22 protein-coding genes are annotated in these 18,089 nt (G+C 26.3%); 5 read left to right on the top strand and 17 right to left on the bottom strand.

Annotated features, from left to right (window positions below; all coding sequences use genetic code 11):
* Positions 1–161 precede the first annotated feature (161 nt).
* A complete protein-coding gene (locus tag NWE74_RS15780; RefSeq protein WP_258243923.1) occupies positions 162–809 on the top strand; it encodes an SIMPL domain-containing protein in 648 nt (215 codons plus the stop codon).
* A gap of 47 nt (positions 810–856) precedes the next feature.
* Here NWE74_RS15780 and NWE74_RS15775 read toward each other — a convergent pair whose 3' ends face one another.
* Complete coding sequence (locus tag NWE74_RS15775; RefSeq protein ID WP_258243922.1) at positions 857–1,276, bottom strand: DUF3785 domain-containing protein; 420 nt, start codon at positions 1,274–1,276, stop codon at positions 857–859.
* A gap of 11 nt (positions 1,277–1,287) precedes the next feature.
* Positions 1,288–2,214 (bottom strand): transglycosylase domain-containing protein, encoded by a 927-nt coding sequence (locus NWE74_RS15770; protein WP_258243921.1) that lies wholly within the window; start codon positions 2,212–2,214, stop codon positions 1,288–1,290.
* A 255-nt stretch (positions 2,215–2,469) separates the two neighbouring features.
* Between NWE74_RS15770 and NWE74_RS15765 the strand changes: the two genes are divergently transcribed.
* Positions 2,470–2,640, top strand: a complete 171-nt coding sequence (locus NWE74_RS15765; protein ID WP_258243920.1) for a 4Fe-4S binding protein — start codon at positions 2,470–2,472, stop codon at positions 2,638–2,640.
* 40 nt (positions 2,641–2,680) lie between these two features.
* Here NWE74_RS15765 and NWE74_RS15760 read toward each other — a convergent pair whose 3' ends face one another.
* The 12 genes from NWE74_RS15760 to NWE74_RS15705 form a co-directional block, all read right to left on the bottom strand.
* Positions 2,681–3,163 carry a hypothetical protein gene (locus tag NWE74_RS15760; protein WP_258243919.1) on the bottom strand — a complete coding sequence of 161 codons (483 nt, stop codon included), beginning with the start codon at positions 3,161–3,163 and terminating at the stop codon, positions 2,681–2,683.
* A 286-nt stretch (positions 3,164–3,449) separates the two neighbouring features.
* Positions 3,450–4,466 carry a serine/threonine-protein kinase gene (locus NWE74_RS15755; protein WP_258243918.1) on the bottom strand — a complete coding sequence of 339 codons (1,017 nt, stop codon included), beginning with the start codon at positions 4,464–4,466 and terminating at the stop codon, positions 3,450–3,452.
* Positions 4,457–4,756 (bottom strand): hypothetical protein, encoded by a 300-nt coding sequence (locus NWE74_RS15750; RefSeq protein WP_258243917.1) that lies wholly within the window; start codon positions 4,754–4,756, stop codon positions 4,457–4,459. The genes NWE74_RS15755 and NWE74_RS15750 overlap by 10 nt, the downstream gene beginning before the upstream one ends.
* Before the next feature lie 151 nt (positions 4,757–4,907).
* Positions 4,908–5,414 (bottom strand): PolC-type DNA polymerase III, encoded by a 507-nt coding sequence (locus NWE74_RS15745; RefSeq protein WP_258243916.1) that lies wholly within the window; start codon positions 5,412–5,414, stop codon positions 4,908–4,910.
* 158 nt (positions 5,415–5,572) lie between these two features.
* On the bottom strand, positions 5,573–6,649 hold the full coding sequence (locus tag NWE74_RS15740) for a murein hydrolase activator EnvC family protein (protein ID WP_258243915.1): 1,077 nt from the start codon (positions 6,647–6,649) through the stop codon (positions 5,573–5,575).
* 18 nt (positions 6,650–6,667) lie between these two features.
* On the bottom strand, positions 6,668–7,564 hold the full coding sequence (gene ftsX / locus NWE74_RS15735; protein WP_258243914.1) for a permease-like cell division protein FtsX: 897 nt from the start codon (positions 7,562–7,564) through the stop codon (positions 6,668–6,670).
* Complete coding sequence (ftsE, locus tag NWE74_RS15730; protein WP_258243913.1) at positions 7,548–8,234, bottom strand: cell division ATP-binding protein FtsE; 687 nt, start codon at positions 8,232–8,234, stop codon at positions 7,548–7,550. The genes ftsX and ftsE overlap by 17 nt, the downstream gene beginning before the upstream one ends.
* A gap of 264 nt (positions 8,235–8,498) precedes the next feature.
* The gene (locus tag NWE74_RS15725) at positions 8,499–9,452 is read right to left on the bottom strand and encodes a S8 family peptidase (RefSeq protein WP_258243912.1); all 954 of its coding nucleotides are present in this window, start codon (positions 9,450–9,452) and stop codon (positions 8,499–8,501) included.
* Positions 9,453–9,503: 51 nt separating this feature from the next.
* Positions 9,504–10,676 (bottom strand): hypothetical protein, encoded by a 1,173-nt coding sequence (locus NWE74_RS15720; protein WP_258243911.1) that lies wholly within the window; start codon positions 10,674–10,676, stop codon positions 9,504–9,506.
* Between the two features lie 294 nt (positions 10,677–10,970).
* The gene (locus tag NWE74_RS15715) at positions 10,971–11,240 is read right to left on the bottom strand and encodes a hypothetical protein (RefSeq protein ID WP_258243910.1); all 270 of its coding nucleotides are present in this window, start codon (positions 11,238–11,240) and stop codon (positions 10,971–10,973) included.
* Positions 11,241–11,342: 102 nt separating this feature from the next.
* On the bottom strand, positions 11,343–12,359 hold the full coding sequence (locus NWE74_RS15710; RefSeq protein WP_258243909.1) for an exonuclease domain-containing protein: 1,017 nt from the start codon (positions 12,357–12,359) through the stop codon (positions 11,343–11,345).
* Between the two features lie 154 nt (positions 12,360–12,513).
* Positions 12,514–13,374 carry a tRNA 2-thiocytidine biosynthesis TtcA family protein gene (locus tag NWE74_RS15705; RefSeq protein ID WP_258243908.1) on the bottom strand — a complete coding sequence of 287 codons (861 nt, stop codon included), beginning with the start codon at positions 13,372–13,374 and terminating at the stop codon, positions 12,514–12,516.
* 304 nt (positions 13,375–13,678) lie between these two features.
* Between NWE74_RS15705 and NWE74_RS15700 the strand changes: the two genes are divergently transcribed.
* From NWE74_RS15700 to NWE74_RS15690, 3 genes are read left to right on the top strand one after another with little or no spacing between them, the layout of a single operon-like run.
* A complete protein-coding gene (locus tag NWE74_RS15700) occupies positions 13,679–13,888 on the top strand; it encodes a spore coat associated protein CotJA (protein ID WP_258243907.1) in 210 nt (69 codons plus the stop codon).
* Positions 13,888–14,154, top strand: a complete 267-nt coding sequence (locus NWE74_RS15695; protein ID WP_258243906.1) for a spore coat protein CotJB — start codon at positions 13,888–13,890, stop codon at positions 14,152–14,154. The genes NWE74_RS15700 and NWE74_RS15695 overlap by 1 nt, the downstream gene beginning before the upstream one ends.
* 28 nt (positions 14,155–14,182) lie before the next feature.
* Positions 14,183–14,755: a manganese catalase family protein gene (locus NWE74_RS15690; RefSeq protein WP_258243905.1), complete on the top strand. Its 573-nt coding sequence runs from the start codon at positions 14,183–14,185 to the stop codon at positions 14,753–14,755.
* A 466-nt stretch (positions 14,756–15,221) separates the two neighbouring features.
* Here NWE74_RS15690 and NWE74_RS15685 read toward each other — a convergent pair whose 3' ends face one another.
* From NWE74_RS15685 to dut, 3 genes are all read right to left on the bottom strand, one after another.
* The gene (locus NWE74_RS15685; protein ID WP_258243904.1) at positions 15,222–15,629 is read right to left on the bottom strand and encodes a hypothetical protein; all 408 of its coding nucleotides are present in this window, start codon (positions 15,627–15,629) and stop codon (positions 15,222–15,224) included.
* Between the two features lie 186 nt (positions 15,630–15,815).
* Positions 15,816–16,997, bottom strand: coding sequence for a C40 family peptidase (locus NWE74_RS15680; protein WP_258243903.1), 1,182 nt, complete (start codon positions 16,995–16,997; stop codon positions 15,816–15,818).
* Positions 16,998–17,566: 569 nt separating this feature from the next.
* Complete coding sequence (dut, locus tag NWE74_RS15675) at positions 17,567–17,998, bottom strand: dUTP diphosphatase (RefSeq protein WP_092725534.1); 432 nt, start codon at positions 17,996–17,998, stop codon at positions 17,567–17,569.
* Between the last annotated feature and the right edge of the window lie 91 nt (positions 17,999–18,089).

The raw sequence follows: 18,089 nt of genomic DNA, 5'->3' as shown, positions 1-18,089 counted from the left end.
GAGTTGATTTTTGAAATGTCCGTGTTAATGTTTTCCCACTAGTATTATAACACACTACATTTTCTTTGTTAATCATTTATATATTATCTGATAATTTCATAAATTTCAATTTTTTCTAATATAATTTATTGATTACTATAAATTTTAGGGAGTTGATGTAAGTGCAATTTAGAAATAATAATATGTATATGCCAACAGATAAGGGATCTTTATCTGTTCATGGTGCAAGCTATATAGAAGTGAATTCAGATAGAGCTAGGTTAAAAGTAAAAATTTCTACTGATAATACAAGTTTAGAAAAAGCTCAGGATACAAATAAAGAAGTCTCAGACAGAGTTCTGATGAGCTTAAAAGATTACGGAATATCCAAAGAAAATATTCACAGTGAAGATTTATCTGTAAGTAAAAATTACGATTTAACTAATAATAAGTTTTTATCATATAAAGTTACTAATGTCATAAGTATTTTTTTAGATGATTTTAACAAGCTTGGTGATGTTTATTCTTTGATTATAGAAAATGGAGCCAATGACGAAATTAGCGTTGATTTTATTCTTTCAAATCCAACTCAATATTATAATCGTGTCCTAAAAAAAGCTACTCAAGATGCTTTAAACAAAGCAGGGTTATTAGCTAAAAGCTTTAATGTTAAATACAATCCAACACCTAATAAGATAACAGAATTAAGTTCTCCAATCTATGCTATTACATATCCTTCTAGCTCTAGTAGTTATTATAAGGATATTGCTCCAGGCATAGTTAAAATAACAGCTGAGGTAGAAGCAGTTTTTACTACTTTTCCTTTTTAATAGTATAAACTAAAAAAAGCTATCTCAAAATAGATAGCTTTTTTAGTTTATACTATACAATTTTCAATTTGAACTATATAATTTTGGCAATTTTCACAAATTATGATGCTAACTATATAGCTATCATCTACTTTACCTTTTCTTGATAATTTATTAAAAGATAATCCTTTATAATCTTTATCTATATCACTTATTATATATTCACCATTTTTAGTGAAAATATAAAAATGATATTCTAAAAATCCAAAGAATTTTTGTTTTTCTTTAACTCCCGCTAAACATTCTGGACAAGCTTCTTGATAATACTCTATATCAAAGTCAATATCATTAGATTCACTTAATATATTTAATATTTTATCTAATGATATTCCTTTCACAGGCTTTTCTTCATCATTAATTACATCACTGCAATTTTTTTGAGATAATATATATTCTTTTTCTTCGTAATTAAATTTGTATTCGTTCATTTTACACCTCTTTATTTTATTTCAGACTTAAATGGTACTTCTTCAGATAAAGCATTTTTATATTCTACATCATTTATATATCCAAGTTCATTCATTTTATATAATATAGTTTCTTGTCTTCTTTTGGCTTCTCTATGTTCACTATATCTAGCTGGATTGTTAGTTATTCCTGCAAGCATAGCACATTGAGCTAAGCTTAATTCACTTACCTTTTTTCCAAAATAAACTTTAGCACCTTTTCCAACTCCATATGATGATTTTCCTAAATAAATATTATTTAAATATACTCCTAATATATCATCTTTGGTCATATTTTTATCCATAGAAGTAGCATTATATATGTCCTTTATCTTTCTTTTTATAGTTCTATCATCGTCAGTAAGTAAATTTTTTGAAATTTGCATTTCTATAGTACTTCCACCTTGAGTACTATCAGATAATACATTGTGAACTACTGATCTTAATAATGAAATTTCATCCACTCCATTATGTTTATAAAATCTTTCATCTTCTATTGAAACTACAGCATCTTTTAAATATTTTGGTATCTGATCATTACTTACAACTTCACTACTTATATATTTTGATTCTAATAATACCATATCTACTCTTTGAGACCCTTTTAATGATGTAAGTACAAACACAGAGCCAACTGCTGATGTTAGTACTAGCACAACTAATATTAATACTAAAAATTTCTTGCCTAATGCTATGGCTGACTTATTCCTTCTTTCAACTTTGCTTTTTTTTCTATTGACAGATCTTTTTACACTTTCATTCACTGTTTTAGATCTATCTACTGACATTCTTTCTCTGTCTATATTATTAATTTTACTTCTACTTTCCAAATTATTAGGCTTTGAAATTTGATTATGCTCTACATTAGCGCTTACTTTTCTTCGCCTTATTTTATTTTGATCATCATTGTAATAACTCATGTAAGCCTCCTTTTTTTATAGAATAATTATACATTGTTATACAAAATAAATCAAAGAACAAATTTGTAAGATTAAATTTATGGTATTATATGTATTTTTTTGTATTTTTAAGTCGATAAATAATTTATTTTTCTTATATTTTATAATCTCCAAGGATCTTTAAATAAACACATTAAATTTTTTTATAGTTTTGTGATAAAAAAGTATTTTTTGGGGTATTATATAATATGAATTCAATTTAAGGAGGACTTTGAAATGGCATATAAAATAAACGATGCTTGTATCAGCTGTGGAGCTTGCGAACCTGAATGTCCAGTTAGCTGTATATCTGCTGGAGATGACAAATACGTTATAGACCCTGAAGTATGTATAGAATGTGGTACTTGTAACAGTGTCTGTCCAGTAGATGCTCCTCAACCAGAATAATACATAAAAAAAGAAAAGCATATGCTTTTCTTTTTTTTATTTATTTTATTTTTATTGTTTTTACTACTTTTTCATTAGCTATATCTTCTATATTAGTCATTTCTAATTTTATAGAATCAATTGTATTAAGCAATGTTACGCCCATTTTAACAGTTTTACTTTCACCACTTTTTATATTTCCTATAAACCCTGTAATATTTTCTTTTCCTGTACTTACGAAATATTTCGTTTCTTTTCCACCTTGATATGGATAAATATCTATATTGGATAACTCAACATCATATTTACCATTATTAGATACTTTCATTGTGATAATAGCCGAAGCATCATATTTTTTACCTACATTAATCTCTTCTTTTCTTAAATCTACATTTTCTATAGTTATTTTTATATCATTATCACTCATATTATTTATCCATATATCGTTTCCAAAGTTATATTTATTATCTAGGCATATAGAATTAGTTGTTGTACAAACTATAATTATTAATGTAAATACAGCTATTAATTTAATTTTCTTCATACTTACCTCCTACGCACTTTTCTTTATTTTGTGCATAGGAAAAATTTTCATTCATTTTTCAAGTATATTTTTTACAAATTTTATTTAAATTTTATTTTAAGAAAAAAAATTTATATTTTTTTGTTTTTTTCTTGCTTTTCTTGTCGAATTTTGTTATTATAAATACAAGGTTATTCCCCTAATAACCGATTATTTACTCCCCAAATAAAATATATTCCCTAATAAACCCCTTTTTATAATATATTTTACCCCTTTAATAACCTTACTTGATCGGATTGAAGTAAGGTTATTTTTTTTCGTAATTTTTTATAATAGATCTTACCTCTTTATATCCTTTTGCTTTACTTTCTATAAAAGGTATCATTTTATCATCATTTATAATATTCCAGCTATCATTTTCTTTGTATAAAGCTATTTGTATATTTTTTTTATCATTATCTAAAGTCCATGTAAAATAATTATTATCTCTTTTATCATAGTGCCAATCTAAATTTTCAGTTACATTAGATAAATCATTCATAATTTGCAGTACATTATCATATCTATCTTGAGGGTTTATCATTAAGCATTTTTCTATTATAGATATCATTGACTTTGGAATATGAGACATATACTTTTTTCTTATTGGAAACTTACCTTTTGCACAAGCTATTTTCAAACTATTTAAATCTTTGTATCTTTTCGCTTGTTTATTATATTCTTCATTTCCGTTGCACATTCTGTATAAAGTAGTTCCTATTTGATATATATCTATTTTTTTACTTATAATAGAATTAGTGCACTGCTCTGGTGCAATATGCTTATAGTATACATTTTTTAATCTTGCATTTCCTAAATAATTTAGATATAGTGCTGATCCAAAGTCTGTTAAAACTGCATCTTGAGAATCACTTATCAATATATTATTAGGTTTTATATCACAATGTATCATCCCATTACTGTGAATATATTGGACTGCTGATAAAAAATCTAATGAATATTTTATTATTTGTCTTATAGTTAAGTTATTATTTTCTAATAAATGATATAACGATCCATTTCTATAATATGGCATAGTTATATATATATACTCATCATCATAAGATGCAGTGTTTATAGATATAATATTTGGATGCTTTGAGTTATAAACTTTTTTAGATTCTTCAAAATATTTATTTACATTTTTAAAATTATTCTTATCTATTTGCTTTAAAATAAATCTAGATCCTAACTGAGTATCTTCTACTATATATAATGCAGAATTTACACCTTCTGAATGTATCTTCTCTATTATTTTTAAATTAAACTTAGGACTTATTTGCATATACTCACCCCACAATTCGAAAATACTTCCTCAACTATCCCCTCAACCTTAACTATATCGATAATATCAATCCCAATAGCATCCTCTATTATTATATTTGATTTTTTTATATTATACTTTTGTACAAGCATAATTAAAAATTTTCTTATATAATTCAATTTATCACCTATTTTAAATGATTTTGGCATTATTATAGTATCATTCATAATAACTCTTTTTTCATTATTTTCAATATTAAATATATAAAATTCTATTCTATCTATAAATATATTTATATTAATAAAATTCATAGTACCAACCCCCCAAAAGGATTTTTTAGTCTGTTATATACTATGATACTCATTCAAATTTAAACACTAAATATAGCCTATTTTTAAATAAATATAAGAAACCTTAAATTATAATATTAAAATTTATATAATCTAAGGTTTCTTATATTTTTTATATTTCATCTTTAATTTTTAAAAACAGTTTAGCTGTAGCTAACGTATCACTATCTGCTCTATGTGCATTTTTATTTTCTATATTATAATATTCACATGCAGTTTCCAATTTTTTATTTTTACCTTTATATGATTTATTTTGTTTTAATAATTCTAACGTACATATATGATTTTTTATAGGATTTAATCCAAGTTCATTTAGATAAAAATTTAAAAATTTTAAATCAAATTTAGCATTATGAGCTATTATAGTTCTATCTCCTATATATTTTCTAAATCTAGGAAGTACAGTCTCAATTCCCTCTTCAAATTCAACCATTTCATTTGTTATATTAGTTATCTCTGTTATAAAATATGGTATCTGCATTTTAGGCTTCACAAACCTTGAATAGTTTCTTACAATTTGATTATTAATGATTTCTGTTATACCTATTTCTATAATCTCGCATCCTTTATAAGGGTCTAGTCCTGTGGTTTCCAAATCTACAACTACATATTCATTCATATTGCTCTCCTTAATATAATTTATTTAAGTGTATTATATACATATATATTTAAATTTTATATTTTTTATCAACTAATATTTTATAATTTCTTAATATAATAAAAATACCTGCTATATATTATATAACAGGTATTAATTAAAATTCTACTCATTTAGCATTATATATATGGAACTGGATTTGTATGCTTACCATTTATTCTTATTTCAAAATGTAAGTGTGGCCCAGTTGATCTTCCTGTTGATCCAATTTTAGTAACAGCTTGTCCTTTTTGAACTCTTTGGCCTACAGATACTAATAGCTGACTATTATGTGCATATAGTGATACTTTTCCATCATCATGTTGTATCATAACTGTATTACCATAGCTCCCTTTAGTTCCAGAGAATATTACGGTTCCATTATCAGTCGCTACTGCTGGAGTTCCTGTTGGAGCAGGTATATCTATACCTGTATGCATCTTTTGCACATTTAAAACTGGATGCAGTCTATATCCATATGGAGAACTTATTCTACTATATCCTGGCACTGGCCAAGATCCATTTGATATTATAGCCTCGCTTAATTCATCACCTGAGCTCATAGCAGCTTGTCTTGCAGCTTCAGCAGCTATCTCCTCTAATTCTCTTTCTAAACTATTTTCTTCTGATTCTAAAGCACTTTTTAATGATTCTAATTCACTTTTATCTGATTGCATAGTTTCATTATCTCTTACTAGTGAAGATTTTAGTGCTTCTTGCTCAGATTTCTTAGAGTTTAATTCTTTTTCTTTTTCTTCTATACTTAATTTATTAGAATCTAATTCTTTTAAAATTTCCTTATCTTGTTTAACAACTTGCTTTACTACATATACATTATTAAAAAAGTCAGATATTGAGCTACTACTAAATATAACTTTCATATATCCTATAGAATAGTTGCCATCTATAGCCTTTAATCTTTTGCCTAAAGAATCCTCATTCTTTTTTATATTTTTTTCTAAGGCTTTTATTTCATCTTTAGCTTTTGTTATTTCTGTATCTAATTCTACTATCTTACTATTAGTTTCAGAAATTTTTTTTTCAATTTCTACTATTTTTATATCTAAATCTTTAATTTTACCTTCTAAAGTTGTTTGTTCTTGTCTATTCTGAGTTAGCTTGTCATCTAATTCTGTTGTATCATTTTCATTTGCATATATAAAACTAGTAGAAAATAACACTGTACATACAGCAACTACTGATATTGTCTTTTTCACTCAATCGTCCCCCTATATTTATACTTTTAAGTATTTTTTAACGGATATAACACTACCTAAGACTCCTACTAATATGCCTGTTATAGCTAAAACCAATATAAGCGATAGTGATATACTTGCTAATGGTAGAACAGTTCCACCCATTATAGTACTTATAACTTCTCTAATCTTATCAAGTATATAGCTATACATTCCTATACAAATCCCTATAGCTAAAACTGAACCTAAAAATCCTATAATGAAACCTTCAACTATAAATGGTGCTATAACAAATCTATTACTAGCTCCAACATATTTTATTATTTGTATCTCTTCTTTCTTACTGTATACTCTACTTTTTATAGTATTAGAAATTATCACTAAGCATGTAAGAAGTAATCCTACTATAAGCAATCCACCAAATTTCATAACTGTATTTGATATATTTAAGAAGTTTTGCATTTCATCTTGATGATATTTAACATCTAATATTCCATCAAACTTTAATATTTTGTTCGATATTGATTTAATTGTATTTGGGTTATCAATAGTTAAAATATAACAATCTTCTAATGGATTATCTACTCCATCTAAAAGATATGCGTCTTCTCCCCAGCTTTTTTTCATTTCATTAAAAGATGTTTCTTTTGTTTTAAATTCTATATTATTTATACCTTCAATTTCATCCATTTTAGTTTTTAACTCTATTCTAGCATCATCGTCTAAATCTGATTTAATTTCTACTCTAACCTTATTAATCTCATCTTTAGCTGAATTTATAAATTGATTTATATTTAGTACTATAGTTAAAACTATTCCTAATATTATAAGTGACGCTGTAACGGATACTGTTGATATAAAACTCATAGTTTTATTATGAAAAACACCCTTTATTCCTTGTTTTAAACTATATAAAATTTTAGACACCGTCTTCATATGCATCCCTCTTTGTATCTCTTATTATTTTGCCATCTTTAAGTTCCACAACCCTTGGAGAAAATAATTTTAATATTTCTGTATCATGAGTTGCCATTATAACTGTAACATTTTCTTTATTTATTTCTTTTAATAAATTTAAAATTCCAACAGAATTATCTATATCTAAGTTTCCAGTACACTCATCAGCTATAATTATAGATGGTTTATTCACTATAGCTCTTGCTATACCAACCCTTTGACATTCACCACCTGATAATTCAGATGGGTATCTTCCATGTTTATCTGCAATACCTACCTTATGTAATACTTCCATTACCCTAGGCTTTATTGTTTTAGGAGGTGCTCCTATAACTCTCATTGCTAACTCCACATTTTCAAAAACTGTTTTATCTTGTAGTAATTTAAAATCTTGGAAAACAACACCTAATCGTCTTCTATAGTTATGTATTTTACTAATTTTAATTTTTGTAATTTCTTCACCTAGTACAGATACTCTTCCTGATGATATTTTTTCTTCTCTAGTTAATAATTTAAGTAAAGTAGACTTCCCTGCTCCTGAGTGACCTACTAAAAATACAAATTCACCTTGTTTTATACCTAAATTTATATTATCTAATGATTTGTTACCATCACTATAGATTTTATCTACATTAGTAAACTTAATCAATTTCATCACTCCATATATCATTTTTCGTTAATTTACGTATTAACTTTATTATTCTTATCTAATTATACACAATTTTAATTTATTTTGTAACTATTTTGTAATTGAAATTTAAATTTATTTGTTTTATTAAACCAAATTTAGTTATATATACATACTTTTTAAAGAAATTTGCATGAATTATATATAAATAATAAACTATTAATTTGGTTTTAATAAAAAATGACCATAGAATAATAGTATCCTATGGTCGCTTTTTATTGTTTTCTAATATTTTATTTTTCCTTTTATTTTAATTTGTTCTAAATAAACTAATCCATTTCCTTGAACCGCTCTACTGTATTGTAATAATTTTGTGTGCTTAATTAGTTGAGCATATAGTTCAGTTTCATTTAAGTCTCTTTTAAATTCTTCTTTTGACCAGTTTTTAAGTAATGCCAAGCTGCCTGTAACGTGAGGTGTCGCCATACTAGTTCCACTTAATATTGCAAACTGATTTTGAGGATATGTTGATAATATATCTACTCCAGGAGCTACTACATCAACATTTAAATTTGCATTACTAAAATTTGCAGGTATCCCTTTTTTATCTACTGCTCCTACTGAAATTACATCTTCATATGCAGCAGGGTATGAATATTCAAAGTCCTCAGCATTTCCATCTCCTTCATTTCCTGCCGCACATACAATAGATATACCTTTATTTACAGCTTCTTTAACTGCTTTTTGTAACTTATCCGTACTTTGAGGCATTCCTAGTGACATGGATATAATATCAACTTTTAAGCTTATTGCATAATATATTGCATTAACTACCCAACTTAATTTTCCAGATCCAGTTCGATCTATTGCTTTTAACACATATATACTTGCTCTAGGGGCTACTCCTAATATAGTATTATTACCCCCATTTGCTGCAATAGTGCCTACTACATGAGTTCCATGTCCAACTCTATCGGTTACAATATTAGAACCTTTTCCATCTTCATCTGTAAAATTTCTAACTCCTGCTATATTATTTTTTAAGCTCTCATGGTTTATATCACACCCAGAGTCTATTACAGCTATTTTTACACCTTCTCCTTGAGTTGCCTCTACCCATAAACTTTTAGCTTTTATCATATTGACTCCATATGGAGCTTTTGATTGTGGCCCTCTTATTTCTTGATTCAATGTAAAAGGAAGTAGTTTTACATTCATATCTTCTTGTTTATTTTTCATAAATAATCACTCCAAATTTTTTCTATACTTAATTATATATATTTGAAATGATTATGGTGATTGCTTCTTTTTCTTCTTAAGGTAATGATGTATGTTTAGAAGTACTTTTTCTTCATTATTTTCACTTATATCTACGTCAAACAAATATTTTTCTTCATCATTTTCTAATTTATATATTCCTTGCACTATATTTTGATTTTCTATAACTACATCTAATATTTCTTTAGCTCCTAAATAATATGTGCCTATTTTTCCTTTTTGATTTTCATTCCATTCTCCTACATACTTATAAAAATCACATGTATATGAACCTATTCCATCTCTTTTACCAGCTTTAAAATCACCTTCATATACACTATTATCAGAGTATCTATATTGACCTAATCCATCAAATAAATCATCTTTAAAACTCCCTTCATATACTTCTTTATTTCTAAATTTTAAAATTCCATTACCTCTTTTAACACCATACTTATATTCACCTTGATATATATTGCCATATATATCTGTATAACAACCGTGTCCATGAAATACATTTTCTTTAAACGCTCCGACATATTTACTTCCATCTTTATACTTATACTCGCCTTTTCCATTTATTTTATTTTTATTGAACTTCCCCTCATAAATATCTCCATTAGATTTTATTAGTTTGCCTTCTCCTGATTGATAATCATCCTCCCATTCGCCTATATATTTACTTCCATCTTTATAATATAGTACCCCTCTACCATTTTTTTTACTGTCTATAAAATATCCTTTATATATATCCTTATTCTTATATGTATACATACCTAAACCTTCTATCATTCCAAATTTAAAATCTCCACTATAAGTTGATCCATCATTATATATATACTTTCCTACGCTATGCATTTTATCATCTTTCCAAAGACCTTCATATCTCTCTTTATTTGTAAATACACAAATTCCAAATCCATTTCGTTTCCCATTTATAAGTTCACCTTTATAAATATCCCCGTTATCATATTTACATACCTTATCTCCATTTATTTTATTTATTTGTTTATCATTTTTTATTTCTTTATAATCACATAAATTTATATTTACTGTATTTGTTTGACACCTCATACCTACATCAGATTTAGAAATTTGTTTTTTAGAGTTAATAATAAATTTAATTATTAATAGTAGAATGAAACCAGCAGATAAAAATATAAATACACCAAGTATTGTCATTATATAATCTGTTATAACCTTCATAATTAACATTCTCCTTCCAGATTTACAAAGTACATATGTTAATTTATATTTATACATGTCCCAATTTATGCTTATTTAATTTTATAACTCTATACAAATAAAAAATTCGCTTCGCTTAAGCCACAGCGTGGGCGTTATTTTTTCATGTCGCCAACGACTTCGTCCGTTGCTCAAAGATGTCATTATTTACTTTCATAAAGGCGTTGATATTACTATACTTAATAACTTATCCACATTTTTTGATGTATTATAATGCTCTTAAGCGTAAAAAAAAGATGAATATATAATTCATCTTTACTCGATAATATCACAGTATACTTTTTCAAGTTCTTTTATATTTATACTAAGTTGATTTTCTCCAACGTAGCTTTTATGTTGATTATAGTTTAATACTGATTCTTCTATTTCATTTAACTTGCTTTTTATATTTTCCAGTCGATCTTCTTTATAATATACTTGAGTATAATCTTTTTTTATATCTTCTTTAGTTTTAATTATACTTTTTATAAATAACGATACTTTCTTTTTTGTAGATATTTTTTTGCTATTTTCTAATACATTCATATTAAATCCCCTTTGGCTTATGATAAACCTTTAATTCTTTATACAATATTTTACTATATTAACACTATTTTTAACAGAAAAAACTGTCGACATATTAATACATCAACAGCTTTCTTGTAGAAAATTACTATAATCGATCCCCTCATAACTTAAATCTTCTTCAAATAATTTTAGTATATTTTGTAATTCTTGCTTGTATTCATTCTCGTTTAATTTATAAAGCATTAAATCTTCAAGTAAATCTTTCATATCAAAATATAAGTTTTCAAGTAAATAAAAATATCCTATTTTTATGTCTTTAATTTTGTCAATTGTATCAAATTTTCTATTTATATCTTTTAAAGCTTCAATATTATAAATATCTATATTTTGAAGAGTGTGTAAATATAGTACAACAGTTTTTATAACTTCAATGGATATATAATCATTATTATATTCATTATTGCCATCATAAAAGCTTTTTTTATATTTTTCAAAACATATCTCCAAGTTTTCATTTATATTTATAAATGGTGTTTTTATAAAATCTTTTATAATTAAAACTTCTCTTATTTCTTCATTTTTTTCTAAAACATCGTCTAATACATATAAATTATATGCATCATATAATGGATCATGAGCATCCCCTTCAAACTCTACATTTGCACATTGAAGCAAATTTTTCAACGATATGTAGTTCATGCACTTTATTCCATAATTTATATATTTATCTTTTATATCTACAAATAAATCTTTAATATTATTTACAAATCTTGGATGATTATGTTTTTGAGCGCTTTTTTTATCGGTGTTATTAAAACAAGTTAAATCTAAACTGCCAAATGTATATATTCCCTCTATTTGTGAAAATGTCCCTAACCATTTTTTAAATTTCCTCATAACCTCTTCATAGGTAGGTGCTGCATCTATATCTTCTTGGCTAATTTGAGTTAACTCCTCTATATGAGGATATATATCTTGATTGCTTACAGGTTTGATTAATGATTTAAATTCATCAATTTTCCCAGTGTTAGTATCAAATTGTATTGCACCTATTGCAATTATATCTGCATTTAGCATATCTCTTTTATTTTTAGCACTTGGCATATTCATTTCAAAATCAATATATACTTTTTTCAATATAAATCATCCCCTTATAAATACTTCTCCTTATATTTTATCATTTTATATTTAGTTTTTTGATATATATTTTTCTAATATAAAAATTTTCTACACAAATTTATATATTAAAAACCGACGATATTATATATCATCGGTTTTTAATAATTTATATCTATTCATATCTTTCCATAAAAGAATGTTTCTTGCCGTCTTCTTGCCATCCTAATACAGAATCTAAGTTTATATTTTCAGCAGCTTTAAATATTGATTTTTCTACATCTTTAAAGTTATCTCCAAGATTTTTTATTAAATCTTTTATTTCATATCTTTTATTACCTGTTTTTTTAGCTGCAACCATACATGCACAATTTAGTGGCCATATTCCACTATTTTGTATAAATCTTATTATATGTTCTTCTCTTATATAATATAGAGGTCTTATTATTTGAATTCCATCAAAATTAGTAGAGTTTAATTTAGGTAACATTGTTTTAAAATTACCAGCACATAATAAATTAAGCATTGTAGTTTCTATAACATCATCATAGTGATGTCCTAATGCTAGTTTATTACATCCTAATTCTTCAGCTTTAGAATATAATGCACCTCTTCTCATTCTTGCACACATATAGCATGGATAATCTTTAGCTATTTCATCTGCAATCTCAAATATTCTTGAATCAAATAAATGTATAGGTATATCTAGGTACTCACAGTTATCTACAAGAAGTTTTCTTATGTCTTCATGATATCCTGGATCCATTGCTATAAATTCTAAATCAAAGTTAACTTGGCCATGTCTTTTTAATTCTTGAAACATTTTAGCCATAAGCAAGCTATCTTTCCCTCCAGATATAGCAACAGCTATTTTATCGCCTTCTTCTACTAATTTATAATCTCTTATGGCTTTTATAAATTTAGACCATAAATGCTTTCTATATTTCTTTATTATACTTCTTTCTATGTCTCTTAATGGTTGTCTTTCATCAAAAGGAACTATAATTTCACAACCTTTTCCAGCTAATTCGCTCATCTTTTCACCTCATTTTTATGCAAACATGCAAATTATTTTATCATATTTATTATTGGCAATTCAAGTGATTGATAAATTTATTTTATCATTAATCGACTAATTTTTCATAATAGTATATATATTATTATTTTTATTTATTATAAAATTAATAATTTTATAATTTTTGTTATATATTATGTAGTTTTTTTTGATTAAAGTTATGAGATATTTAAATATGTTTATATTTTATTGTAACGGTTTTCGCTTGTACGAATACTATGTTAATAGATAGACATTATCTAGTATTTGACAAGGAGGGTTATAAATGCAAAATAACAATAGAGGCATGGCTAAAGAATGTGGGGATTCTTTAGTTAGACCATATATAAACAATCAAACCTTTACAAAAATGTACAATACTTCTACCGCGCTTAAAAATGGAACTATATTTCCAGAATTATTTTTATTAGATTCTGAGATGTATAATAAAAATTTGTACGCTAATCCTAAAAAACAATCAGGAGGTAGAAGATAATGAAAAGAGAATCTAGACAAGATCTTTTAAATAAAGTGCAAGAATTAAGTTTTGCAGCTTTAGATATGAACTTATATTTAGATAATCATCCTGATGATAAAAAAGCAATTAATACTTACAATAACTTTTGTACTCAACTTTTACAAGCTCGAACAGCTTATGAAAGCAAATATGGACCTTTAACTAATTTTGGCTATTCACCAAGTAAATATCCTTGGCAATGGGTTGATAATCCTTGGCCTTGGGACATAGACTTTTATAATTAAATCATTTTTAGGGGAGGATTAAGGATTTATGTGGATATATCAAAAAACATTACAACACCCTGTTAATTTAAAAAACGGGGATTTACAAATGGCTAAATACCTAGTTACTCAGTTTGGGGGTCCAAATGGAGAGCTTGGAGCTGCTTTAAGATATTTAAGCCAAAGATATACTATGCCAACAGGAAAATCACGTGCACTTTTAACTGATATAGGAACTGAGGAGCTTGCTCATGTTGAAATGATTTCAACTATGGTATATCAGCTAACTTATGATGCAACACCTGAACAGCTTAGAGCTGCTGGACTTGGGTCTAGTTATGCCCAAAATGGATTTGGAATTTACCCAACTGATGCCAACGGAGTTCCTTTTAGTGCCGCGCCTATCGCTGTTATGGGAAATGCTGTTACAGATTTACACGAAGATATGGCTGCTGAGCAAAAAGCTTTAGCTACTTATTATCATCTTATAAATTTAACAGATGATGTAGATATAATAAGTGTTTTAAGATTCTTAGGGGAAAGAGAAATAGTACACTATCAAAGATTTGGCGAAGCTTTAATGGATGTTTATGACTTCGAAGAAAGACAGCAACTATTTTAATAAAAATCTATAGAGTATCTCAATTAGAGATGCTCTATTTTTATGTCTGGAATTAAAAAAGAGCTATCCTAATATATGATAGCTCTTTCAGTTATTGTGTTCTAAATTTAACACTGTTATTCTCCTTTTGCAAAATTTGGTTTTGTATCTTACTTAATTTATCTGTAAAATGAATTTATACTATTTTTCTATTCACTTATTCAATATCATAATCTGGTGAATAATCATATTCCATTTCATTCTCATAATCAAGATATAGTAAATCCAAAGTATTTTCCATATATATATCCTCCTAATTATATTTTTTTATATTTTAATGAAATTTATTTTTTTTAACTTTCATGTTTAAATTAGTATATGCAAGATGCCAAAAAAAATTTCCATTTATTACAAATTTGTTTTTATTTTCATTCTAACTTTTTTATATTAAAACAAAAAAGCTCCTCCTACATTGTAGGCGGAGTTTTTAAACATTGGATAGTACTCTTACTTTTATATCTTCATTTAAAGTACTAAATGACGATATGCTTTCTATATCATTAATTAAAAAAACTTGTAAATAATCATTCAATGCCTTTAAAGAACTATACTCTTTTCTATCACTGAAATAATAATATAAATTTTTTATATATTTTAGATAACACTTATTAATTCTTAAGTCAACATATAAAGAGTCACTGCCACATCTTGAGGCTTGAAATAGCTCTTTTAGCCTCATATATGCACATTGGGCATCTTTACTTATATATTGATTGCTTAATCTTTCATTCAAAGCTTCTTCTATACTATATAAAGCAGCTCTATTTATAAATAAGTCTATATAGTAATCATTTTTACTATATTTAAATTGATAAAAATCAGTTATCGCGCTCATAGTTACACTCCTTATACCTCATATCTGATTTTTGCTTCCTCTATATATTATTTTCATTTCCAACTAATATTTATACATCTAAATATAATTTAAATTTTAATATATAAACTTAACTATAAATAAAAATTTTTATAATATAAAAAAAAGTATGCAAAATAGTTTTTGCATACTTTTATATTCAATAAATTATAATACTCTTCTTGCATTTACAAATGCATTATTATAATAACTAGTCATATTAGATATAATTACTTTTTTACCACTTGATGATGCATGTATAAATTGGTTGCCACCCATATATATACCAACGTGACTTACATAACCATTATTCGATCCATCAGTATCAAAGAATATTAAGTCTCCTTTTTGCAGATTACTTCTACTTACAGATTGACCAAATTTACTTTGATCTCTAGAAACTCTTGGTATACTCACACCTACTGACTTTTTAAATACATACTGAGTAAATCCTGAACAGTCAAAACTGTTAGGACCCTCTGCACCCCATACATATGGCTTTCCTAACAATGTTTTACCAAAATTAATTACTTTATCAGCTTTTTCACTTGATGGTAGATTTTCATTGTTTCCACCTGATGATATGTCATCCTTATTTCCTAAATATTGGCTAGATATATATCCTATTTGACCATTGTATTTTATCTTAGACCATCCACTTGATTCAGATATATATCCTACTTCATATCCTTTATTCAACTTTCCTATAGATGAATAGCTTGTACTTGGTCCCTTTCTAAAGTTTACCGAGTTTCCATTTACAACTTTAGTTGACTTTACTGATTCATCCGTATTACCTGATGGTGGGTTAACATTTTCACCTGAGGTAGATAAGTATTGACTAGACATATATCCTATTTGCCCATTATAACTTATTTTAGACCATCCATTTGATTCAGATATATACCCTACTTTATCACCTTTATTTAACTTACCAATAGATGAATAGCTTGTACTTGGTCCCTTTCTAAAGTTTACTGAGTTTCCATTTACAACCTTAGTTGACTTTATAGTATCATCTGAATTATCCGTTGGAGGTGTTATATTTGAGTTTCCTGATGTTGAAACATAATCTCCATGTACATATCCAACTTGACCATTATATTTTACATTAATCCAAGACCCACTCTTACCTATATATTCAACCTTATAGCCCTTATTTAACTTTGATATAGATGAATAATTAGTTCCTGGACCCTTTCTAAAATTAACTGAATTTCCTGTTATAGTCCTATAATCTATACTTCTTTGATTAGTATTTTCTTCATTTATATTTACTTGTTGTATATTCTCTTCATCTGCATGAGATATAGTAACTGCCATTGGTACTACTATTGACGTAGCTAACAAGCTAGCAGCCACCTGTTTTTTATTATTATTCATAAATTTTTATTACAGACATAAACTCTGTAATTCACTCATCTCCTTTCTTAAATTAACATTATTACTCTATGTATAAAGCTTTTTATATTTTTAAGCCTTATATGTGTTTGATATTTATAAAAATTTTTCATTGTATTTGCTTAATTTACAAAAATATATAATAATATGTATTTTATATTTATTGGTATTTCCATAAGTTTAAGTATAATAAATCATTATAGCTGTAATACTATTATGGCAAATTTGTAAGTTTATGTCTATAAAAATAGAAAACTGTAATAAATTTACAGATCATTTTCAAATTTATACCAAATCAAATTATTTTTTTAAATATATATTTACATTCCCAAAATCTATTTGATAAAATTAATTTCTAAAAACTTCGATTCCATCCTATCGTCAACAACCTAAAAAATAGGTCTGTTGCTAAAGTCTATCAGTTTGTATTCTAACTTATCAACAGTTATAGTTTAATCATAGTTTCCTTATAAATAAAAAAATTGCTAATTATTTTAGCAATCTTTTTTACTTTATATTTAATATCCAGTGGATCCAAATCCACCTTCTCCTCTATCAGTGTCATTTAATTCATTTACTTCTAATATATTTATATCATAGATAGGTTTTACTACCATTTGGGCTATCTTCATATTTTTAGTTACTATAAAGTCTTCTTTTCCATGATTTATTAAAATAACACCCACTTCCCCTCTATATCCTTCGTCTATTGTTCCTGGTGTGTTTAATACCGTCACAGAGTGTTTAAGGGCTAATCCACTTCTTGGTCTAACCTGAGCTTCCGTATTTTTTGGTAATTCAAGACTTATTCCAGTTTTTATAAGTCTTGATTCTGTAGAAGGAATTTTTACCTCCTCTATCGAATATAAATCCATACCAGCATCACCTTTGTGTGCAAAACTAGGGATTATAGCATCTTCATGTAGCTTTTTTATTTTAAGTGTATACATCTAATCTCTCCTTTTGTGATTTTATATAACTATTATATACTAAATTATTTTAACTAATCTATTTTTCTTAACTAATTTTTAAAATAATATT

This window comes from Romboutsia lituseburensis, assembly GCF_024723825.1.
In the GTDB taxonomy this organism is placed as follows: Bacteria; Bacillota; Clostridia; order Peptostreptococcales; family Peptostreptococcaceae; genus Romboutsia_F; species Romboutsia_F lituseburensis_A.
This window is presented reverse-complemented; position numbering and strand designations above follow the sequence as displayed.